The organism is Arthrobacter sp. TE26545 (assembly GCF_056279005.1).
Genome location: NZ_JBWBQM010000001.1, coordinates 3943356 through 3964689 on the forward strand (window position 1 = coordinate 3943356; position 21334 = coordinate 3964689).

Here is a 21334-nt window from a genome sequence, read left to right on the forward strand (position 1 = left end):
ACCATGTCCTCCACGTCCCCCAAGAAGCACGTAGCCGTGATCGGCGGCGGCATCCTCGGAGTCTCCACTGCTGCACACCTTGCCAAGGGTGGTGCGCAGGTGACGCTCGTAACCGCCGGGCCGCTCGCGGACGGTGCCTCCAGCCGTTCGATCGCGTGGCTGAATTCTTCGGGAGCCCGTTCCGCGGGCTACCACTACCTGCGCATGCTTGCCATCGACCGCTACCGCACCTGGAGCGCCCGCCACCCGGAAAGCCGCGGCTACATCCGCTTCGACGGCGCCCTGAAATGGGCAGGTCCCGGTGAGAGTTTCCGCGAAACCTTCGCTTTCGAACGCGCGGGCGGGTACGACGCCGTCTGGGTGGACCGAGCCGACGTCGCGCGCGTTGCGCCCGATGTAAATCCCGACGCCGTTGCCGAAGAGGGTGCCATCTACAACCCGGGCGAAGGCTGGGTGAACATGCCCGATTTCATCCCGGTGCTCGCCGCCGAAGCGACGGCCCACGGCGCGCGCGTCATCGAACAGGCCGGCAATGTACGGGTAGACGTGCAGCATGGCGCTGCGTCCGGCGTGATCCTCGGCGACGGAACCCGGTTGCCCGCCGACGAAGTGGTGCTCGCCACAGGCGGCGCTGTTCCGGCCCAGCTTGCCGCCCTGGGAGTGACTGTCCCGGATGCCACGCCTGCAGCCTTCGTGCTGTTCACGGACCCGGTGGATGTCGAAGTGAAGACCGTGCTGAACACTCCGCGCGTTGCGGTTCGGCCCATGCCCGACGGCCGGCTTGTGCTCGACGCCGACTGGGCCGAACAGACAGTTGTCACCGAGGACGACGGGTCGTTCACCGTGCCCGAGGAGTCGGTGCAGGGCCTGCTCGATGAAGCCTCGAAGGTGCTCGCCGGCAACCCGCGGCTGACCGCGCAGCGCGTGGGCGCCGGGCTGAAGCCCATTCCGGGCGACGGCGAACCCGTGGTTGGCCCGGTGCCTGCGATCGCTGGCCTCCACACTGTGTTCACCCACTCGGGAGCGACCCTCGGGCTGATCCTCGGGGAACTCCTCGCCGAAGAGATCCTCACCGGGGCGCCTTCGCCGGTGCTGAAGACCTTCCGTCTCGACCGCTTCGACGCTGCGGCGGCACCGGAGGCTGTCGGCACGGGCTCCGCTGGGCCCATCAGCACAGGCGCCTGGGCGCCGGTACACCAGTAGCCAGCCAAGGACGACGGCGGACGGGTCAAGTCCGCCGTCGTCCTCACCGGGCCTGGGCGGTTACCTGGGCCCCAAGTCCTGTGCCGCCTGGAAACCGATCGTCGGCGTGGCCCTGAAGGCGTTAACAGCCCTGTCTGCGATAACCTCGGCGTCGCTTCCGGAATCAAGGATCGTGTTCCGGGCGGATTCGGGATCGACCATGACGGCCGTAACGGCGAGGCCGTCCGAAGCCTCGGTCGCCAGCAGGGCGTCCACCTGGGCCTCGAAGCAGGAGTCACTTGACTTGGCGTGAACGTCCATCGCCACCACGTGGTTGTTGGAGACGAAGTTGCCGAACCCCGCGATCAGCCGGATGATGACAGGCGTCGCACCTGCCGGCCGGATGCTCTGCGAGTCGATGACCTCGGAGAAGTGGTTGCCGACGACGGAGTTGTGGCTGCCGCTGACACAGAGAAGTCCGTTGAGGTCGTCCAGCCCGTTGTCGACTCCCAGGAAGGGCGTCCAGGGCTCATGGTCACGCAGGAAGTGGTTCGTGGCCACGAGGTTTTCCGAACTGTTTGCTGCGAGGACCACCATGCCGGGGTAGAACGCATGCAAACGGTTGTTGGTGACGCTTGAACGCGTGACGCCGTGGAGATGGACGCTGCTCGCACCACGGGGGAAGACGTTATTCGCGGTGATCAGGAGCCCGCCGTGGTTCTCGGCGTAGATCGAGTGGCCCTTGGGTCCTGCGCCGACCAGGTTGTCGGTGATCTTGGAGGCCTGTCCCCAGCCGCGCAGCTCGATGCAGCTCCCGCATTCCGCGATGAAGTTGTCGTGAATGGAAAGCGCGTCCGCGTGGTAGATGGTGAGGGCATTCTCAAGGTAGACGAACCCCATGCCGTTTACGCGGAAGGAGTCGTTGGCGTTCGCGACATAGATACCGGTCTTGCCATTCACGTAGCTGTTCTCCGGATGCATTCCCGAGCCATCCGGGTTGAAATGCAGTCCGTCGATGCAGAAGTTTGAGAACTCGACCGAGCTGATCCGCGGGCTCCCGCTTCGCTCAACGTAGAAGGCGGCGCCCTTGGATTCCTCCCCGCCTTCGCCGAGGGGAATGTCGACGAGAATGCGGCTGCCTCCGGGCCACAACTCATGCAAGTCGGGCCATTCGTCCTCGGGAACGTTGAACCGGATGCTCGACGAGGTAAAACCGTGTCCCGAGCCCTGGATCCTGAGGAAGCTGATGTCGATCACCACTTGGGTGCGGAGGTGGTAGTCCCCTGGCGGGAGGTAGATCACCGCGCCTGGCTTTCCTCCGTTGTTCACATCGGTGGCGGACTGCCGGTCCTTGATGTCGGCGATGATGCTGTTGATGACTTCGCCGACGTCCTCGGACGGATTGCCGACGGGCCACGTAGTCACGTCGTAGTAGTTGTTGCTGGACATAGCTTCTTTCCTTTGTGTCCCGGTTAGCTGAGCGTTGAGACGGCGAGCTTCAGTATTGTTGCCGAGCCTCCCTCGGCCGATAGCCAGTTCTCCTGGTTTCCGGCATCGGGGAAGACGAGATCAGTCAGGACCACCCTGCCGCCCTGGACGAATACTTCGACCGAGCAGTGGTCCACCACGATAAGCAGCTTGAGCACACCGTTTTCAAGGTCAACCGGTGCCGACTCGGCCGAAGCGAATTTCCCGTGGAAGGAGGTGTTTCCTGACTGACTGCGGTCAAGGGTGAGCTGCGCGCTGCTTGTGTCGTAGCTCAGGGTGGTGCCCATGCTCCCCTCGCTGCTTCCGAAGAGTCGGAAATCAAGGCGTTCGGCGCTTCCGGGCAGTATCTCCGCCTCGATGATTTGGGCGCTGCCGGGTACCGCATCCGGCAATCGGAGGGCTGAATTGCGCAGCTCAAAGGCGTCTGCGTTCATGACTTCCGCGGACTGCCCTGCTCGTGCACCGGGGCCGGCCAGGATCGGTTGCTGGATCAGACGCGCGGAGCCGTTGACTGCCGTGAGCCGCACTTCGCGTGCGAGGGTCATCGAGGACCGCCAGGGGTCGGTCGGGAGCTCGTTGGCATAGTCCCAGTTGTTCATCCAGCCGATGATGATGCGACGGTCATCCGGGGCGTTGCTAAAGGATACCGAGGCGTAGCAGTCGCGCCCCCAGTCCAGCCATAGGCATTGCCGCAAGGCGGCAGCGGCTGCCTCCGGATCGGCGATGGCGGACACTCCGCCCGGCGCCGCAAGGGAACCGGCGTCCGGAAGGAACCGGGCGCCGTCGAAGTGCCCGATGAAGTACTGGCCGCCGGAACCGCCTGCCACGGCGCCGGGGTTGATGTTGACGATCAGCACCCATTTGATGGTGTCCGGGTCCCCGTCCACCGCCAGGGGAAAGAGATCGGGGCACTCCCATTCGCCGGCATCGGCGTTGGCCGGGCCGAAGTCGCTCAGAAAGTCCCAGGATTTGAGGTCGTCCGAACGATAGAAGACCACCTTTTGCTGCTGCGCTTCGACGGCGACCATGACCCAGCAGGCACCTTGCTCCCCTTGGTAGCGGAAGACTTTGGGGTCGCGGAAGTTCGCGGAGTTCCTGGTGAGGATGGGGTTTGCTTCGTATTTCCGCCACGTCATTCCCGCGTCCGTGCTGTAGGCCAGGGACTGGGCCTGCGTGCCGCTGTGTTCGGAGGGGGCCTTGAAGGAACTGGTGTAAATGGCTACGAGGGCAGGTGCGCCCGCCGTGCCGAAACCGGAGGTGTTGCCGTGGTCGACAACGACACTCCCTGAAAAGACGTCCTCCGTCTCGTCGCAGGCAATGGCAACAGGGTGTTCCGTCCAGTGCAGCAAATCACGGGAGGTGGCGTGGCCCCAGGACATGTTGCCCCAGACGTTGCCGTACGGGTTGTTCTGGTAGAAGAGGTGGTACAGGCCGTCGTAGAAGACCAGGCCGTTGGGATCGTTCAGCCAGGTATCCCTTGCCGTGAAGTGGATGGCAGGCCGGAACCTGGAGGTTCCGGCCGGGGTTGTTTCCGGGCGTGCGGCATCAAGGCGACTGGTCATGTCTGGGCGTTCCTATTGGGAAGTGGAAGGGGCTGGCTGCCTACGGCCGGGGAGCCGCGATGGAATCGCGGCGCACGAGGGGGCAGCTCAGAATGGTCGGGTGGAGTGCCATGAGGGTAAGGTCGGTCTTCCCCTCGATGGCGTCAATCAGGTGCTCGGTGGCCCAGGCACCCATCTCGTAATGAGGCAGGGCAACGGTGGTGAGGCTCGGATAAAGGTTGGCGGCGATCAGTTCCTGGTCATCGAAGCCGACCACCGAGAGGTCTGCGGGGATGGCGAGTCCCAACTCCGCAGCGGCGCGGTAGGCTCCCATCGCCATCCGGTCGTTGTAGCAGAACAATGCCGTAGGCATGTCGGCGCGGTCCTCGCGCGCCAGGATCCGCCGGGCCGCTTCATAGCCGCCTTGCACCTCGGAGACCTCGGACTCGACAGGTGCCGCGTCGCCGTCGAGCCCAGCTTCTGTCAGCGTGGCCCGGAAGGCCTGGAGCCGCTGATGGGTTGCGGGGACATCATCGGTGTTGTTGATGAAGCCCACCCGGGTGTGGCCCGCTTCGAGGAGCGCGCCCACGGCGGCGCGTGCACCACCTTCTTCGTCAGGGATCACGGCTGTGATGTTTCCGCCGGTAGCAACCGAGTCGACCAGGACGGAAGGCACGCTGCCGAGGTTGGCCGGCAGCTCCACGTTGCGGTGGTACATGGTGGCGTAGAGGATTCCGTCCACCCGGCGTTCCAGGAGTGCCTGGACGTCGGCCTGCCGGGATTCGAGGCTGGCTGAGCCGGGGGTATTGATGATCATGAGGTTGTACCCCCGGGCTTTGGCGGCCTCGTCAGCGCCGAGGATGATCCGGCCGGCGTGGGGGGTGGTGGCGATATCCTCGCTGACCAGACCCAGCATGCCGGTCCTCTGGGTGCGAAGGGCCTGGGCAAGGCGGTTGGGGCCGTAGCCCAGTTGCTCCGCAATGGCCCGGACCTTGTCCCTGGTTTCGGGGCTGATCCGCGCGTAGGAAACATCGTTGAGGACGTGGGAGACAGTTGTCACCGAGACGCCGGCGGCGGTGGCCACGTCCTTGATACCGATGTTCTTGTTGCTCATCTGTCTCCCACGTCCTTATGGTTCGGTGATGCCCCTGGGGGCTACCAGTAGGCTACTGGTTGATGGTGGTCCAGCCCTTGACGGCGCTAGCCCTTGACTGCCCCGAGCGTCATGCCTGCGACGATCTTGCGCTGCAGGAGAAGCGTCAGGAGGATGACCGGGATCGAGTAGACCGCCGCGAGCGCGGTCATCGACCCCCAGTCCAGGCCGAACTGGGTCTGGAAGTTCGCGATCACCACGGGCGTTGTCTGGGAGCGGATCGCCGTCATCAGGAGTGCGAAGAGGAACTCGTTCCAGGACGCCAGGAAGGCGAAGATCGCGGTGACCGCGATGCCGCCGGAGACCACGGGGATCACCACCCGCCACAGGGCCCCGAGCCTGCTGCAGCCGTCCACGGTCGCAGCTTCCTCCAGGTCCCGGGGCACGGCCTCGAAGAAGCTGGACATCAGCCAGATCGAGAGCGGCAAGGAAATGGTGGTGTGCGCGATCGAGAGCGCAATCGGAGTATCCGCCAGCCCCACCGAGGACATCATGCCGGCCAGCGGGATGCCGATGGCCACCGGCGGCACCATCCGGGTGACCAGCGCGGCCATGATGAACACGCGACCGCTGGGGGTCTTGTACCGCGTGATCCCGTAGGCCGCCGGGACCGCCAGCACCAGGGACAGGAGGGTGCTGATCACCGCGGTCTGGGCGCTGTTGATGAACGAGGCCAGCACTCCGTTCCGGCCCAGGGCGTTGGCGTAGTTCTCCAGCGTCCATTCCTTGGGAAGGATGGTGGGCGGGACCGCGATGGTATCGATCGGCGTCTTGAAGGACGTGAACAGCAGGTAGAGGAACGGGAAGCCGTAGAGGACCATGGCTACCGCGAGCAGGATCCACAGCAGCGCCCGGGTGCTGCGCTTGCCGGCTTCGAGCCCTTCCGCGTGGTGCCGGCGGCGCCGCGGTTTACGGACGGCCGGGGCCGCCAGCGGTTCCCCGCGGCGTTCGGTCTGCACGGCTGAGGCGAGCGGAAGCACGACGCCGGCCTGCTGGGGGCGGTTGGCCGCGCCGTCGGCGGCGTGACCGCGGGGACTGGAGTCCACAGTGCGCATCAGTTGTCCTTTCCTGGCCGCCAGATGGTGGCGACGGCGAAGAATGCGACGCCGAGCATTGCCAGCAGGTAGATGGTGCCCATCGCGCTTGCCAGGCCGGGATCGCCGAAGCGGATCATGGTGCGGTAAATCAGCAGGCTCATGGTCTCGGAAGCGGACTGGGGCCCGCCGTTGGTCTGGATAAGGATGGTGTCAAAGGCCCGGGCGGCGTCGATGCCGCGGACCACCAGGGCTACGGCGATCACAGGCCGAAGGAGCGGGAGGATGATCCGGAACAACAGGGCCGGTGCGCGTGCACCGTCCAGCCTCGCGGCCTCGATGAGATCGCCCGGGATGTTCTGGAGCCCCGCGAAGAGGACCAGGCACATGAAGGAGGTGGTCAGCCAGATGTCCGGGATGGCCACCGAGAACAGCACGATGTCCGGGTCGGAGAGCCAGCCGATCTGGTTGGGGTCGTTGAGGATGCCCGCCTGGTGCAGGAGGGTGCCGATGAGGCCGAAGTTGTCGATCATCAGGAACTTCCACAGCAGGCCTGCCACGATCGGGGCGATCATGAGCGGGTACAGGAAGACGGTCCGCCATACCTGGGACTTGCGGCCCAAAGTGGTGAACAGCAGGGCCATGCCGAGGCCGAGCGCGAATTCGAGGGTGACCACTACAGCCGTGTAGGCCAGGGTCCGCCAGCCCGCACCCATGAACGCCTCGGACGCGAAGGCCCGGAAGTAGTTCTCGAAGCCGACGAAGTCCCGCGGGCCTCCGGCAATCGGCGAGATCTTGAAGAAGCTGTCCGCCACGAGGCGAAACAACGGGTAGGCCACAAATACTGCCAGGAAAAGCGCCGCAGGGGTCATCAGGAACAATGCGAAGCGGCGATCGGAGATACGCACGGTTTTCTCTTCCGCTGGTTGGAGCCACGGCCGGCACCGCACTGGCGGTGCCGCTTTGGCGGCGCCTGCATGGGCAGGTGCCGGCCGCGGAGTCTTACTTGAGGAGTGCCTCGATCTGCTTCTTGGCGTCAGCGAGGAGGGCGGCGGAGTCACCGCCGGCTACTGCCTTCTGCAGGGTGGGAATGAGGACAGTGTCCACGATCTGCTGCCACTTGGCGGTCGCCGGGCGGGTGGCGGTGGCCTTGCCGTTGAGCGTTTCGATCAGCGGCTTGAAGCTCTCGTAGCCTGGCTTGTCCTGGTACTTCTCGAAGGCTGAAATGCGTGCGGCCAGGCCCAGGCTGGATTCGATGCCCATGCTGTTGTAGTCGTAGGCGCACTTCACGAACTTCTTGGCCGCCTCGGTGTTCTTGGTGGCCTTGGGAACGGAGAGATACCACGGGCCGGGAACACCCGCGACGCCGGCGCTGCCGCCGATCATCGCCGCGGCGCCCACCTTGCCGGCCACCGGGGAATCCTTGGGGATCTGGCGGTAAGCGTGGGCCCAGAAGCGGGTCATGGCCGTCTTGCCCTGGTTGAACAGGTTCTGCGCCGCGGCCCAGTCGACCTGCGCGGCGCCGGACGGGGCGGACTTCACCAGGCTGGTGTAGAAGTCCAGGGCTTCCTTGTGGGCTGCGTTGTCGACGATCACCTTGCCGTCGGCGTCCAGGACCATCGGGGAGCCGGCCTGCAGCACGTGTGCCAGCCATTCGGTTTCGACGGCGCCCTTCACATCCGTGCCGTACATGCCGTCGCGGGTGAAGAAGGCGGAGATGTCCTGGTATTGCTTCCAGGTGGTGGGAGCGGCCAGTTCGTAGCCGTACTTGGCCTTGAAGTCGGCCTTGTTCTTGGGGTCCTCAAAGAGGTCCTTGCGGTAGAGGATGATCTCCGCGTTGGTCCAGGCCGGCATGCCGATGAAGTGGCCGTCCACGTTCGCTTCCTTGACCAGTGCCGGGAAGATGTCCTTCTTGGCCTCGTCGGTGAAGAGTTCGTCGATGGGCTGGACGGCGTCCTTGAAGCTCGGCAGCCAGACGGAGTCCAGGGCCGCGACGTCGAAGGAGACGTTGCCGGAGGAGAATTCGCTGGAAAGGCGGTTGAACATGCCGTCGTAGGGCAGTTCGACGAAGTTGACGTTGACGCCGGCGTCCTTCTTGCACTGTTCGGCGACGCCGGTGAGTTCGGCGTGGCCGCCGGCCTCGACAAGGACGTTCACGGTGCTGTTGGCGGCGCCACCCGTGGACGACGGGCCCCCTGCGCCGCACCCGGTTGCCGCAAGTGCGACGGCGGTGCAAATGCCGCCAATGACGGCGAACCTGCTGATGGTCTTTCGAGTGGACATCGCTGTCGACTCACTTTCTCTCGAACGGAAATGGCGAGATTGATCGGGGTGAAGAATCGTTTTGCCAAAACGACTTGGCAAAACCGTAAGCGTCTTCGCCGGACGTGTCAAGGGTCACAAGGAAAATTGTTTTGGCAGCCGTCGCAATGACTTTCATCCTTGACGCAAAGGTTTGCGCGGCCCTAAGGTCATCGAGCGGCGAAAAACCGTTTTGGCAAATTTTGGCCGCACCCGGAAAGCCGTCACCGGAAACACCAGTTCAAGGGAGAACAGATGAACCCCATCCCGGACATCAGCCGCCGGAACGTGCTGCGCGCCTTCCTGGCCACGGCAGCCGCAGCGGGCTCCGCCGTCGCAATGACAGCATTCGGCAGTCCAGCCAACGCGGCCCCGCCGGAACAGCATCCGGCTCCCGGCGCCGGGCTCCCGCCGTCGGGCACCGGGCACCGCCACCTGATCGGCGTCCTCTAAGAATCGGCGCCGCCTAAGAGCAGTACTGCCAGTCCCCCAACGATGTGAGGAGAACAAGCTTTGACCACCGTTTATGACGTCACCACCTGGTCCGTACCGGGCAATCCCTCGGCCACGCCCTACAACGACATCGGGCTGATCATCAACAGCATCATTGCCGACATCAAGAGCCAGCAGACCGGCCAGGCCTCCAAGCCCGGCGCCGTGGTCTACATTCCGCCCGGAGACTACTCCCTCAAGACCCGCGTCAACGTGGACATCAGCTACCTGACCATCCGCGGTTCGGGCCACGGCTTCACCTCGCTGAGCATCCGGTACAACGCCGGCAACACCTCCAGCTGGCACGAGATCAACCCCGGCGGCAGCCGCGTGCGCGTGGAGAACACGGACGGCAACAGCGAGGCATTCCGGGTCTACCGCACCGGCGACCCGCGCCTGAGCGCCGTGGTGTTCGAGAACTTCTGCCTGGACGGCGTTTCCTTTGGAAGCAACCAGAATTCCTACGTCAACGGCAAGACCGGCATCCTCTTCGATTCGGCCAACGATTCCTGCCGCGTCGAAGGCATGGGCATGGTCTACCTGGAGCACGGCCTGGTGGTCAGGGACGCCGATGCCCTCAGCGTCAGCGGGAACTTCCTTGCGGAGAACGGCACCTGCGTGAAGCTGATCGGCTCCGGCCAGGCCTCCAAGGTGACGGACAACCTGATCGGCGCCGGCTACGTGGGCTTCTCGATCTTCGCCGAAGGCCACTACGGCCTGCTCGTCTCGGGCAACAACGTCTTCCCCCGCGGCAAGAGCATGGTGCACTTCAAGAACGTCACGCGCTCCTCGATCAGCGCCAACCGGCTGCACGGCTACTACCCGGGCATGGTGTACTTCGAAGGCGTCTGCACGGAAAACCTCATCGGCGCCAACCACTTCTTCCGCGAGACCGAGAAGTTCGGTCCGCTGATGCAGTACAACAACGGGCTCGACGAGCTCTTCGGCCTGGTACACCTCGAGGGCGGCAACAACACCGTCACGGGCAACCACTTCAGCTTCGATGTGCCCTCTGCTTCGGTCACGCCCACCGGCGCCACGCCCACGATCATCCTGGTGGCGTCCGGGAACAACAACTACATCGCCGCGAACAACACGGTTTCCGCCACCGCGGTCAAGACCGTCGTGCTGGATTCCGCGACCACCGGAACCAAGGTCCTGGACAGCGGCAGCCAGGCCCAGTTCGAGCCCTACCAGAGCAGCTACTCGTTCAGGGCGACGCCGTAGGGCTCCTGGCGCGGCCGCTTGGCGGCCAAAACAACGACGACGGCGGACGCCGCCCCCTTAGGTGACGTCCGTCGTCGTCGTTCGCGGTACTGCGCGCTCGATCTACTGCGCGTTCAAACTACTGCGCGTTCGATCTACTGCGCGTCCGATCTACTCCGCGTCCGCTGTATTGCAAGGCAAGCACTCTTGAAAGGTCTGTCAACGATGACCAGACGCACCAAAGCACTGCTTTCACTAGGAACGGCTGTGGCCCTCACCGCCGCCTCTTTCGCCATAGCCCCGAATGCTGCCCTCGCCACCGATCCCGATCCGGCGACTCAGCAATACCGGCCCTACCTGCATTACACGCCGGAAAAGAACTGGATGAACGATCCCAACGGACTCGTTTACCACAACGGCAAGTACCACATGTACTACCAATACAACCCCAATGGGACCCGCTGGGGGGACATGAGCTGGGGCCATGCTTCGTCCACGGATCTCATCCACTGGCAGGAGCAGCCACTCGCTATCTCCCGCGGCTTCAGCGGAACACAGGTGGTTGAAGAGATCTTTTCCGGGTCCGTGGTGGTGGACACCCAGAACACCAGTGGTTTCGGATCCCGGCAGAGCCCTCCGCTGGTTGCCGTGTACACGAGCAATTACACCGGCGCCCACCCCACTCTCGCCGGCAAGCAGGCGCAATCACTGGCCTATAGCCTCGACGACGGGCAGACCTGGACCAAGTACGGCAACAACCCCGTCCTCAACAGGAACAGTTCCGGCTTTCGCGACCCCAAGGTCTTCTGGTACGACAACCCGTCCGGACCGGACTATTGGGTGATGGCCGCCGTCGAGGCCGATGAGCACCGGGTTCTCTTCTACAAGAGCACCAACCTGAAGGACTGGGTCTACCTGGACGACTTCGGGCCGGCAAATGCCTTCGGCGGGCAATGGGAATGCCCGGACCTCTTTCCCTTGGCTGTCGACGGCAACCCCAACAACATCAAGTGGGTCCTCGCCGTGAACATCAATCCGGGCGCAGTGGCCGGCGGCAGTGGCGGCCAGTATTTTGTGGGCGACTTCAACGGGACAGCGTTCACCGCCGAGAACATCGATCCAGCGGACCAGCTACCGTCCGGCAGCGCCCTTGCCGGCTTCAACAACGGCAACTACAGCGGGTGGAACGTCCAGAACGATCCTTCCAACAGCGCCGGTCCGTGGGGAAGCGTCCCCGCCGCCGGAAGCCTCGCAGGACAGATGCCGGTGGCAGGCAACATCGGGGCCGGACTGGTGAACGGTTTCCATGATGGAGACGACCCCGTGGGCACCATGGAATCGGCACCCTTCACCGTGGACAAGGACTACCTCAACTTCCTGGTGGGCGGCGGGAAGCACCCGCAGGGGCCCGGCCAGCAGTCGGGCAACCAGGCGCCTCCCGGGTACTTGCTGTTCGACGGCTTCGACTACCCCGGAACGCTCACGCAGGCTGGCTGGCAGCTCACCGGCGACTTCCAGGCGGCATTGAACCCCTCGACGTCGGGCGGTGAATTCGCCCTCGGAAAACGGATCAACACCTTCGAGGGCGGCCCGTACCAGGACAACAACGTCGGCACCATCACGTCCCCCGAGTTCTACCTGACCAACACCAACATCGGCTTCCTTTTGGGCGGCGGCGAACGGAACGACGGGCAACTCCAGGTGGAACTGCTGGTGGGCGGCGTGCCGGTCCGCAGCACGAGCGGCACCAATTCGGGGGACCTGAACTGGAAGAACTGGGACGTTTCCCCTTGGTACGGCCAGATCGCCCGCATCCGGATCGTGGACAACGCGACGGGCCCGTGGGGGCACCTGACCCTGGACAACATGGTGCTCGGATCCGAGCCGGCAAAAGTCCGGAGCAGCGAAACCACGGTGAACCTGGTGGTCAACGGCCAAACAGTCCGGACCGCAAGCGGCGCTAACACCGAACACCTGGCATGGACCGCGTGGGACGTCAGCGCCTTCAAGGGCAGCCAGGCCACCATCAGGATCGTTGACAACAACCGCGGCGGCTGGGGGCACATCCTGGCGGACGAGTTCGTTTCCTCGGACACTTCCCGCTTGGAGCCCCATGACTGGCTGGACTGGGGAAGGGACTACTACGCCACGGTGTCCTTCAATGATGCCCCAGGCGGGAAGCGCATCATGCTGGGCTGGATGAACAACTGGGACTACGGCCAGGACACCCCCACCACCACATGGCGGGGAACCATGGCCCTGCCCCGCGAAGTCGTCCTGACCCAGACTGCTACCGGTCCGCGGCTGCAGCAGCAGGTGGTATCCCAGGCGGACGCGCTCAAGAACACCTCCGCGGCGTACACCATTTCCACCGGGCAGGACATCCAGCCGGGAACGAGCACCCTGCCCATCACAGGTGACACGGTCCAGATTGACGCAGAGTTTTCTCCCGGAACGGCGTCATCCTTCGGCTTGAAGGTGCTTGGAAATTCCAGTGAATCAACCAGGGTCGGCTACGCCCCGTCCACGCAACGGCTTTCCATCGACAGAAGCAATTCCGGCAATGAAGACTTCCACCCGGCCTTCAGTTCGGTGGAGGACGCTCGTGTGGAACTGATCGACGGCCGTCTACGCATGCGCCTTTATGTTGACCGGGCGTCCGTGGAACTCTTTGCCCAGGACGGCCTGGCAACCATCACGGACCAGGTCTTCCCGGGTGCCGGCGCCAACAGCATCTCGCTCTTCTCCGAGGGAGGGACCGCCCGGCTTGAAAGCCTGACGGTGACGCCTCTGTACCCGGCAATGTGGGGTGGCTGAGGCCCTGAGGACCCCGGCGGTTCATCGGCTTCCGGGCAGCCTGAACCCTCCGGATCGATGGTTCCCGCACAGTTGGATGGTGGCCCCGTCTAACCGTGCGGGAACCGCCTGATTGGCGGTCCAGTGTCAGGGTGCCCGGCGGCGGCAGCTGGTTCCGGCGTCGGCCACATCAATGACGGGGCGTTGCACCACCCGGCAAAGATACCCCCCGGGGGTACTTGCCAAGTACCCCCGGGGGGTATACATTGGTGACATGAGCACGGTAGACCCCCTCACCACCCCGGCCGGCGTTGCCCCTGTTTCGGACACCCCCGAAGAGCCGCATGCCCAGCACGGCTACACCTCGAACAAGGACTCCTACCTGCGCAGGCTGAAACGGATCGAAGGACAGGTCCGCGGCATCGCCCGCATGGTTGACGAGGACAAGTACTGCATCGACATCCTCACCCAGGTCGCCGCCGTCAACAAGGCGCTGCACGCCGTCAGCCTCGGCCTGCTGGAAGAGCACATCGGGCATTGCGTGGTGGGAGCCGCCTCGGAGCCGGACCCCGAGTCCCGTGCGGAAATCGTCAACTTCAAGGTCAAGGAGGCCACGGATGCCATCGGGCGCCTGCTGCGGTAATCCCGCGAACTCTCACCACACCATCCAACTCACCACCAAGGAGCACGCCATGGGACAGAACAGCGCCACCATCCAGACCAACGTCAGCGTTTCGGGCATGACCTGCGGGCACTGCGTTTCTGCGGTCAGCGAGGAAATCGAAGCCCTCGACGGCGTGAAGTCCGTGGCGATCGACCTGAACGCGGGCGGCATCTCGACAGTGACCATCACTTCCAACCAGGAGCTCTCCCCTTCGGAGATCGGCGAAGCCGTTGCCGAGGCCGGCTACCTGGTAGTGGCCAACGACGCATAGGGGGGCATCGTGGGGAACCAGGAACTACTCCATCAGCAAGGTACCCGCATCATCGAACTGGATATCGAGGGCATGACCTGCGCATCATGCGTGGCCCGGGTGGAGCGGAAGCTCGGCAAGCTGGACGGCGTCGAAGCCTCCGTGAACCTCCCCCTCGAATCCGCCAGCGTTACGGTCCCGGCGGACATCACGGACCAGCAGGTTCTGGACACGGTCAACGCCACGGGCTACAAGGCCTACCTCAAATCCCAGCCTGGCGCCCACGAGCACCACGCTGTTGAACACGAGCACACGCAGCACGGCGGTCACGCCACCAGCGAGCACGCAGAGCATGTCCCTGGCGGCGTCGCAGCAGGCGACCACACCGCCGTTGACAACGAACAGCACGGCGGCCACAGCGCCGCGGCAGGCGACCACATGCACCACGGGCCCGGCGCCAAGACCCTGCGCCCGCGGCTGATTGCCGCTGCCGTGCTGACCGTGCCGGTGTTCGCGATCTCCATGATCCCGGCGCTGCAGTTCGCGAACTGGGGCTGGGTTGCGGCCGTTCTGGCGTTGCCGGTGGTGAGCTGGGCGGCGTGGCCGTTCCACCGGGCCGCTGCGATCAACGCCCGGCACTTCGCCTCCACCATGGACACGTTGGTTTCGATCGGCGTGCTGGCGGCCTACCTGTACTCGGCGTGGCAGTTGTTCGCGAACCCGCGGATGACCGAGCACCCGGGCATGGAAGCCATGGCGGGCATGGGCGGTGGCCTGTACTTCGAGGTCGCCGCCGTGGTCACCACCTTCCTGCTGCTGGGCCGCTACCTTGAGGCGAACGCCAAGGCCAAGGCCGGCGACGCCCTCAAGGCCCTGCTGAGCCTCGGCTCGAAGGACGCCACGGTGCTGCGCAACGGCGTCGAGCACAAGATCCCGGCGGACGAGCTCAGTGTCGGCGATGTGTTCGTGGTCCGCCCGGGCGAGAAGATCGCCACCGACGGCGTGGTCACGGAAGGCGCGTCCGCCGTCGACGCCTCACTTCTGACGGGAGAGTCCGTCCCGGTGGAGGTCGGCCCGGACAGCCCGGTCACGGGCGCCACCATCAACACCTCGGGCCGGCTGCTGGTGCGGGCTACCCGGGTGGGTTCGGAGACGACGCTGGCCCAAATGGGCCGGCTGGTCAGCCAGGCGCAGACCGGCAAGGCGCCGATCGCCAGGCTCGCCGACCGCATCAGCGCGGTGTTCGTGCCGGTGGTGCTGGTCCTCGCGATGCTGACCTTCCTGGCCTGGTTCCTGGCCACCGGGGAGCTGAACGCGTCCTTTACTGCCGCCGTCGCGGTCCTGGTGATCGCATGCCCCTGCGCCCTCGGGCTGGCGACGCCGGTGGGCCTGCTGACCGGCACCGGGCGCGGCGCGCAGCTGGGGATCCTCATCAAGGGCCCGCAGGTCCTGGAGGACACCCGCACCGTGGACACCATCCTGCTGGACAAGACCGGCACGGTGACCAGCGGAAAGCTGGCCGTGGATGGGACCATACCCTTCAACAGCGGCGCACTGAACGGGTACCGCGACGCGGAGGTCCTCGCCCTGGCGGGCGCGGTGGAGGCTGCCTCGGAGCACCCGATTGCGCACGCGATTGCCGCAGCCGCCAAGGATGCACTGCCCGACGGCGGAAGCCTGCCCGCGGTGTCGGACTTCAGTTCCGCGCCCGGCGGCGGAGTCCGCGGAACGGTGACGTCAAACGGCACCCCGCGTACCGTCGTCGTGGGCCGCTCCGGCTGGCTGGAAACGAACGGGATCGTCCCTGACGAAGCGCAGCGCAAGGCGCTGGCGGACTCGGAAGCCGGCGGCGCCACCGCGATCTGGGTGGCCGTCGACGGCACTGCGGCCGGGATCGTGGCCTTGCGGGACACTGTCAAGGACGGCTCCGCGGCGGCGATCGCGCAGCTGAAGGAACTGGGCATCAGGCCGATGCTGCTTACCGGCGACAACGCCGCGGTGGCAGCCCAGGTGGCGGACGCCGTCGGGATCGCACCGGAGGACGTGTTCGCCGGCGTGCTACCTGAAGGCAAGGTGGACGCCGTCCGCCGGCTGCAGGCCGAGGGCGCCACGGTGGCGATGGCCGGTGACGGTGTGAACGACGCCGCGGCCCTGGCGCAGGCGGACCTGGGCATCGCGATGGGCTCGGGGACGGACGTGGCAATCGAGGCTTCGGACCTGACCGTGATGGGCAGCGAGCTGGGGCAGCTGGTGCAGGCGATCGAATTGTCGAGGAAGACCCTGGCGACGATCAAGACCAACCTGTTCTGGGCGTTCTTCTACAACGCGGTGGGCATTCCGGTGGCGGCCCTGGGGCTGCTGAACCCGATGATCGCCGGCGCCGCGATGGCAGCCAGCTCCGTGCTGGTGGTGGCCAACTCCCTGAGGCTGCGCGGCTTCGGCAAGTAGCCAGCCGGAGTCGGCCCGGGTGTCGATGGGGGAACTCTTCATGGGGATCTCTTCATGGGGAGGCGTGCCCATCGACACCCCTCGCGGGACCGGGATAGGTTCTAGGTATTGGGGATGCCGAAGAGTTCGGATCCGCGAATTCCTAAGGAGAAACACCATGGCCATGTGGGGCGCAGATGTACAGCAACTCAAGACCCTCGGCAGCAAGCTCAGCGCCGGCTCGAACGAAATCGAGCAGCAGCGCAACACCCTGAACAAGGTCCTGCACAGCACCGACTGGAAGGGCCCGGACGCCGACAAGTTCCGCAACGAATGGCAGTCCCAGCACATGACCGCCCTCCAGAAGGTCGCCCAGGCCCTGGACGAAGCCGGCAAGAAGGCCACCAAGAACGCCAACGAGCAGGAACAGGCCTCCAACGGCTAGCCCTTCGGATCCTCTCTCAGGACCCAACACACCGGGCGAAACACAGATGACCCCCTCAAATTTGAGGGGGTCATCCACGTTTAAGCCGGTGTATTGGAAGCGGTGCCGAAGCGGATCGCAGCGCGGGCCCTGGCCTTGGCGGCTTCCTCTTCACGGCTCTTGGCGGGACCGTGGCTCACCAGGGAGTCGAGCAGGTGCTGCGTGATGTGCGCTATCTGGTGCACCGCCTCGTCGAACGCGGCTTCGTTGGCCTTGGACGGTTTGGTGCTTCCGCTGATCTTGCGCACGTACTGCAACGCGGCGGCTTCCACTTCGGCTGAGGTGGCACGCGGTTCAAAATTGTGGAGGGTATGGATGTTGCGGCACATGGCTTCATGCTAAGCCGCACCGCCGGCATTGGGCAGCCCCGGAAAGGCGCCGCACGCAATTCCCGGCGCGGCCTATGCAACGGAATTCGAGTACACAATGCCGGGGATATGAAGAATTGAGCCGGAAATCCACGGAAAAGACAAGTACCGGCTACTCGGGTGCCCCGAAGTACCGCACGCCTATCCTTCAAGCAGCGCGCACTTGGCGTGCTGGTATTCATCAGGAATGCCGCGTCTCGAAAGGCTGGACGGTGGAGACGGTAAAGCGGGGGTGCCATTTGCGCCACGTATCCAACGACGGGATTTATTGCTGAACGTGCCGGCCAGTACGTACAGACCGGGCAGTCCGTGATTAGGCAGCCGCGGCCTGTGGATAGTGAAACATGGTTCAGAACCTGGATTGAGGAACAACGAACATGAAAAAACTATGGGCTGCCGGCGCTGTGGCCGGACTCGTCCTGTTGGGCATTGCACCTTCGGCGATGGCTTCGCCGCCGCCGGACCACCAAGTCACCTACTGTCACGCAACACACAGCGAGAACAACCCCTTCGTGGTCATCACCACCGATGAGATAGCTGTCGTGGCTGGACACCAGAACCACCAGGACTTCGAAGATGTCATTCCGCCCTTCGATTGGGCCCTGCCCAACACAAGCGGACATTTCGACGGCCTGAACTGGGGCCCCGGAGCGGAAGATTTCATCGCCAACGGTTGCGTCTCCAGCACCCCGACGAGCTGATCGGGAGATTTCCCTCCGCAAAGAGGGAAGCAGGGGGGCCGGCAATTGCCGCTCCTTGGCATGAAGGCCTGGTCCCTAACGGGATCGGGCCTTCATGCTTTAGTTCCGGAATCCGCCGACTTGATCGTCTTCATGGTGAAGCGGGACGAGACCTTCTGCAGGCCAGGAAGGCTCATGACCCGTTCGGTCAGGAAGGATTCGTAGGCCGGCAGGTCCTTGACGGCCACCCGCACGAAGTAGTCCGGCGAGCCGAAGAGCCGGTGCAGTTCCACCACTTCATCCATCGCCGCCAGCGCTTCCTCGAAGGCGTAGACGGTCTCTCGGTCGAAAACGGTGAGTTCGACGTCGAGAATCACTTCGAAGCCCCGGTCCAGCGCAGCCGGATCCACCACAGCGCGGTATCCACGGATCACTTTCTCCTGCTCCAGCCGCTGCACCCGGCGCAGGCAGGGGCCCGGCGTCAGGTGGACGCGCTCGGCAAGCTCCACGCTGGGAATGCGGCCGTCCCGCACGAGTTCATTGATTATTGCCCGGTCCATCGAATCCATGCTGATATATTGCTCCGAAGCCCACGGCGAGGGCAATCTTTGCAATCGGCTGCCTGGCGTTTCCGGGCACCATGTAAAGCGTGAACCTGATTGATGCGGAGCCCTCCGCTCCACCTGTTTTCTCCCGACGCCGGGAAGCCGCCAAGGGCCTGCGCAGCTCCCTTGCCGCTGGCCTTGGCATGTTCCCGCTGGGAATCGCCTTCGGCCTGCTGGTTGTCCAGGCCGGGCTGCCCTGGTGGGTGGCACCAGCTCTCTCGACGGCTGCATTCGCCGGCTCCCTGGAACTGCTGCTCGTTGGCATGATCGTAACGGCGACTCCGCTGGCCACCATCGCCCTGACCACACTCCTGGTGAATTTCCGCCACGTCTTCTACAGCTTCTCCTTCCCGCTGCACGCGGTGAAGCATCCCTTCGCCAAGGCGTATTCGATGTACGCCATGATCGATGAGGCCTATGCGGTCACCGCCGCCTCCAATGACCGCTGGAACAGCTGGCGCCTGATCAGCATGCAGATGGCTTTCCAGTCCTATTGGGTGCTGGGCGGCCTGGTGGGGGTGGGCATTTCGTCGTTGCTTCCGGGACGGATCGAGGGACTTGAATTCGCGCTGTGCGCCCTGTTCGTGACGCTGACGCTCGACGCCGCCCGGAGCCGCGAGCAGCTCCCCTCACTGCTGCTCGGGGCAACAAGCTTCGCTGCCGCCGTCGTGCTGGCTCCGGATGGCTCGCTTTTCCTGGGCCTGCTGCTGTTCCTCGCCCTGCTCATCGTCCGTTTCGCCCTCAGTCGCCGGGGATCCGATGCCTGAAACCTCCTACCTCCTTGCCGTCCTCGGGATCACTTTCGCCATCACCTTCGGGTTGCGGGCGCTGCCGTTCGCGGCCTTGAATCCCCTGAGGAACTCCGGACTGGTGCGGAAGCTCTCGCTCTGGATGCCGGTGGGAATCCTGGGCATCCTCGCCGCCTCGACCCTGCGCACCACGGTCCCGGCGGCTTCCGGTGCGTTGCTTCCCGCCGTGGTTGCGGTGACGGTCACCGTTGCGGCCCATCTACTCGGACGACGGCGGACCCTCCTCAGCGTGGGGCTGGGAACGCTCGTTTTTGTCGCCCTGGTGAACCTCTGACGCGCGCCGAACGCGCATGGGATCTCTTCATGGGGAGGCGTGCCCATCGACACCCCTCGCGGGACCGGGATAGGTTCTAGGTATTGGGGATGCCGAAGAGTTCGGATCCGCGAATTCCTAAGGAGAAACACCATGGCCATGTGGGGCGCAGATGTACAGCAACTCAAGACCCTCGGCAGCAAGCTCAGCGCCGGCTCGAACGAAATCGAGCAGCAGCGCAACACCCTGAACAAGGTCCTGCACAGCACCGACTGGAAGGGCCCGGACGCCGACAAGTTCCGCAACGAATGGCAGTCCCAGCACATGACCGCCCTCCAGAAGGTCGCCCAGGCCCTGGACGAAGCCGGCAAGAAGGCCACCAAGAACGCCAACGAGCAGGAACAGGCCTCCAACGGCTAGCCCTTCGGATCCTCTCTCAGGACCCAACACACCGGGCGAAACACAGATGACCCCCTCAAATTTGAGGGGGTCATCTGCGTTTAAGCCGGCGCCTAACGGAACCGTTACTCCTGGCGGTTAATGTTCCGGGACCGTCCGCACCGAAGGCACGGGTTCGACGTCGTTCGCGTGGTCAAGCTCCGCGCACGGCTCGGCGTGGCCGGGCACGGAAACGTCCAGGCGCTCGGCGCGGAGTTCGTCCACGCGCACCAGCACCACGCCGAAGATGATCAGAGCGCCGCCCAGGAGCTGGATGGGGCTCGGCAGCTCGGACAGCAGCAGCCAGGCCCAGACGACGGCGAACAGCACCTCGGTGAGCGAAATGAAGGACGCCACCTTGGAACCGAGGCTGCGGGCAGCCATGATGCCGGTGACGTAGGACAGCACGGTGGACAGCAGAACCAGGCCGGCGACCGAAACCCACCACGGAGTGCTCCACGGGCCAAGGTGGGTGTCCGCGGTACTGAAGGACATCGGCAGCAGGCCGAAGGCCGCGGCGGCCCACATGACGATCGCACCGGCCAGCAGCCCGCCGGCGGCGAGGACCAGCGGCGGGAGGCCGTCGTTCTGTTTGGCCGTGATGAAGAAGTAGATCACCAGGCAGACCGCCGCGGCCATGCCCCAGAGCACACCCACGAAATCCACCTTGACTGCGCCGGTGAGGTCGAGCACGAAGACCAGGCCGCCCAGGGACAGCAGGGTGCCGATCGAAGTCAGCGCCCGCGGGCGGCGCCGGGTGGCCGCCCAGAGCCAGAGAACGATCATGGTGGGTGCGAGGTATTCAAGCAGCAGGGCAACACCCACGGACAGCCGCGCCACGGCGTTGAAGTAGAAGAGCTGGCAGCCGGCCACGCCGATCAGGCCGAACAGCATGATGGTGAGCCAGTTTTCCTTGAGCTGGTGCCAGCGCCCGCGAAGTGCGACGACGGCGGGCACCGCCAGGACCAGCGCCGCGCCGCTGAGGCGGACCGCGACGGCGGAACCCGGCGTCCAGCCCGTCTCCAGGAGGGATTTCGCGAAAGAGCCGGACAGCCCGAAGACCGCGGAGGAGAAGAGCGCAACGCCCAGGCCGGAGGCCATGAAGCCCGCCGCGCCCTGGCCCTTGGCAGCTGACACAGCACGCCTCCTGTCAGGAGTAAAAT

At 64.8% G+C, this 21334-nt stretch carries 21 protein-coding genes; 12 read left to right on the top strand and 9 right to left on the bottom strand.

Features of this window, described 5'->3' with window-relative positions; genetic code table 11:
* The first annotated feature begins 3 nt into the window (after positions 1–3).
* Positions 4–1203: an NAD(P)/FAD-dependent oxidoreductase gene (locus tag ACZ9CK_RS18005; protein ID WP_476050674.1), complete on the top strand. Its 1200-nt coding sequence runs from the start codon at positions 4–6 to the stop codon at positions 1201–1203.
* Positions 1204–1263: 60 nt separating this feature from the next.
* On the opposite strand, the gene ACZ9CK_RS18010 is transcribed toward ACZ9CK_RS18005, so the two are convergent.
* The 6 genes from ACZ9CK_RS18010 to ACZ9CK_RS18035 all read right to left on the bottom strand — a co-directional run bounded on the left by ACZ9CK_RS18010 (position 1264) and on the right by ACZ9CK_RS18035 (position 8681).
* A complete protein-coding gene (locus ACZ9CK_RS18010) occupies positions 1264–2631 on the bottom strand; it encodes a right-handed parallel beta-helix repeat-containing protein (protein ID WP_426300965.1) in 1368 nt (455 codons plus the stop codon).
* A 23-nt stretch (positions 2632–2654) separates the two neighbouring features.
* Positions 2655–4232: a glycoside hydrolase family 32 protein gene (locus tag ACZ9CK_RS18015; protein ID WP_476050675.1), complete on the bottom strand. Its 1578-nt coding sequence runs from the start codon at positions 4230–4232 to the stop codon at positions 2655–2657.
* Between the two features lie 40 nt (positions 4233–4272).
* Positions 4273–5325 (bottom strand): LacI family DNA-binding transcriptional regulator, encoded by a 1053-nt coding sequence (locus tag ACZ9CK_RS18020; RefSeq protein ID WP_426300969.1) that lies wholly within the window; start codon positions 5323–5325, stop codon positions 4273–4275.
* Positions 5326–5411: 86 nt separating this feature from the next.
* Entirely contained in the window at positions 5412–6419 is a 1008-nt protein-coding gene (locus ACZ9CK_RS18025) for a carbohydrate ABC transporter permease (protein ID WP_476050676.1), read from the bottom strand.
* Positions 6419–7306: a carbohydrate ABC transporter permease gene (locus tag ACZ9CK_RS18030; protein WP_426300973.1), complete on the bottom strand. Its 888-nt coding sequence runs from the start codon at positions 7304–7306 to the stop codon at positions 6419–6421. The genes ACZ9CK_RS18025 and ACZ9CK_RS18030 overlap by 1 nt, the downstream gene beginning before the upstream one ends.
* A gap of 94 nt (positions 7307–7400) precedes the next feature.
* Positions 7401–8681 carry an ABC transporter substrate-binding protein gene (locus ACZ9CK_RS18035; RefSeq protein ID WP_426300975.1) on the bottom strand — a complete coding sequence of 427 codons (1281 nt, stop codon included), beginning with the start codon at positions 8679–8681 and terminating at the stop codon, positions 7401–7403.
* Between the two features lie 273 nt (positions 8682–8954).
* Between ACZ9CK_RS18035 and ACZ9CK_RS18040 the strand changes: the two genes are divergently transcribed.
* The 7 genes from ACZ9CK_RS18040 (at position 8955) to ACZ9CK_RS18070 (ending at position 16979) form a co-directional block, all read left to right on the top strand.
* On the top strand, positions 8955–9152 hold the full coding sequence (locus ACZ9CK_RS18040) for a hypothetical protein (RefSeq protein ID WP_426300977.1): 198 nt from the start codon (positions 8955–8957) through the stop codon (positions 9150–9152).
* Positions 9153–9212: 60 nt separating this feature from the next.
* Positions 9213–10418: a NosD domain-containing protein gene (locus ACZ9CK_RS18045; RefSeq protein WP_476050677.1), complete on the top strand. Its 1206-nt coding sequence runs from the start codon at positions 9213–9215 to the stop codon at positions 10416–10418.
* Positions 10419–10622: 204 nt separating this feature from the next.
* Positions 10623–13214 carry a GH32 C-terminal domain-containing protein gene (locus tag ACZ9CK_RS18050; protein ID WP_476050678.1) on the top strand — a complete coding sequence of 864 codons (2592 nt, stop codon included), beginning with the start codon at positions 10623–10625 and terminating at the stop codon, positions 13212–13214.
* Between the two features lie 253 nt (positions 13215–13467).
* The gene (locus ACZ9CK_RS18055; protein ID WP_426300983.1) at positions 13468–13836 is read left to right on the top strand and encodes a metal-sensitive transcriptional regulator; all 369 of its coding nucleotides are present in this window, start codon (positions 13468–13470) and stop codon (positions 13834–13836) included.
* Positions 13837–13885: 49 nt separating this feature from the next.
* Positions 13886–14128 (top strand): heavy-metal-associated domain-containing protein, encoded by a 243-nt coding sequence (locus ACZ9CK_RS18060; RefSeq protein ID WP_426300985.1) that lies wholly within the window; start codon positions 13886–13888, stop codon positions 14126–14128.
* A gap of 9 nt (positions 14129–14137) precedes the next feature.
* On the top strand, positions 14138–16555 hold the full coding sequence (locus ACZ9CK_RS18065) for a heavy metal translocating P-type ATPase (protein WP_476050679.1): 2418 nt from the start codon (positions 14138–14140) through the stop codon (positions 16553–16555).
* Between the two features lie 157 nt (positions 16556–16712).
* Positions 16713–16979, top strand: a complete 267-nt coding sequence (locus ACZ9CK_RS18070; protein ID WP_426300989.1) for a WXG100 family type VII secretion target — start codon at positions 16713–16715, stop codon at positions 16977–16979.
* 80 nt (positions 16980–17059) lie between these two features.
* Here the strand turns inward: ACZ9CK_RS18070 and ACZ9CK_RS18075 are convergent, their stop codons facing one another.
* On the bottom strand, positions 17060–17347 hold the full coding sequence (locus tag ACZ9CK_RS18075; protein ID WP_426300991.1) for a DUF2277 domain-containing protein: 288 nt from the start codon (positions 17345–17347) through the stop codon (positions 17060–17062).
* A 416-nt stretch (positions 17348–17763) separates the two neighbouring features.
* Here ACZ9CK_RS18075 and ACZ9CK_RS18080 point away from each other — a divergent pair, with 416 nt between their 5' ends.
* Positions 17764–18087 (top strand): hypothetical protein, encoded by a 324-nt coding sequence (locus ACZ9CK_RS18080; RefSeq protein ID WP_426300993.1) that lies wholly within the window; start codon positions 17764–17766, stop codon positions 18085–18087.
* 92 nt (positions 18088–18179) lie between these two features.
* Here ACZ9CK_RS18080 and ACZ9CK_RS18085 read toward each other — a convergent pair whose 3' ends face one another.
* Positions 18180–18626, bottom strand: a complete 447-nt coding sequence (locus ACZ9CK_RS18085; RefSeq protein ID WP_476050680.1) for an Lrp/AsnC family transcriptional regulator — start codon at positions 18624–18626, stop codon at positions 18180–18182.
* Positions 18627–18715: 89 nt separating this feature from the next.
* Between ACZ9CK_RS18085 and ACZ9CK_RS18090 the strand changes: the two genes are divergently transcribed.
* The 3 genes from ACZ9CK_RS18090 (at position 18716) to ACZ9CK_RS18100 (ending at position 20153) form a co-directional block, all read left to right on the top strand.
* A complete protein-coding gene (locus ACZ9CK_RS18090) occupies positions 18716–19438 on the top strand; it encodes an AzlC family ABC transporter permease (protein ID WP_476050681.1) in 723 nt (240 codons plus the stop codon).
* Positions 19431–19754, top strand: coding sequence for a branched-chain amino acid transporter permease (locus ACZ9CK_RS18095; RefSeq protein WP_476050682.1), 324 nt, complete (start codon positions 19431–19433; stop codon positions 19752–19754). The genes ACZ9CK_RS18090 and ACZ9CK_RS18095 overlap by 8 nt, the downstream gene beginning before the upstream one ends.
* Positions 19755–19886: 132 nt before the next feature.
* Positions 19887–20153 carry a WXG100 family type VII secretion target gene (locus tag ACZ9CK_RS18100; RefSeq protein ID WP_426300989.1) on the top strand — a complete coding sequence of 89 codons (267 nt, stop codon included), beginning with the start codon at positions 19887–19889 and terminating at the stop codon, positions 20151–20153.
* Positions 20154–20270: 117 nt separating this feature from the next.
* Here ACZ9CK_RS18100 and ACZ9CK_RS18105 read toward each other — a convergent pair whose 3' ends face one another.
* Positions 20271–21272 carry an EamA family transporter gene (locus ACZ9CK_RS18105; protein WP_476050929.1) on the bottom strand — a complete coding sequence of 334 codons (1002 nt, stop codon included), beginning with the start codon at positions 21270–21272 and terminating at the stop codon, positions 20271–20273.
* Positions 21273–21334 lie beyond the last annotated feature (62 nt).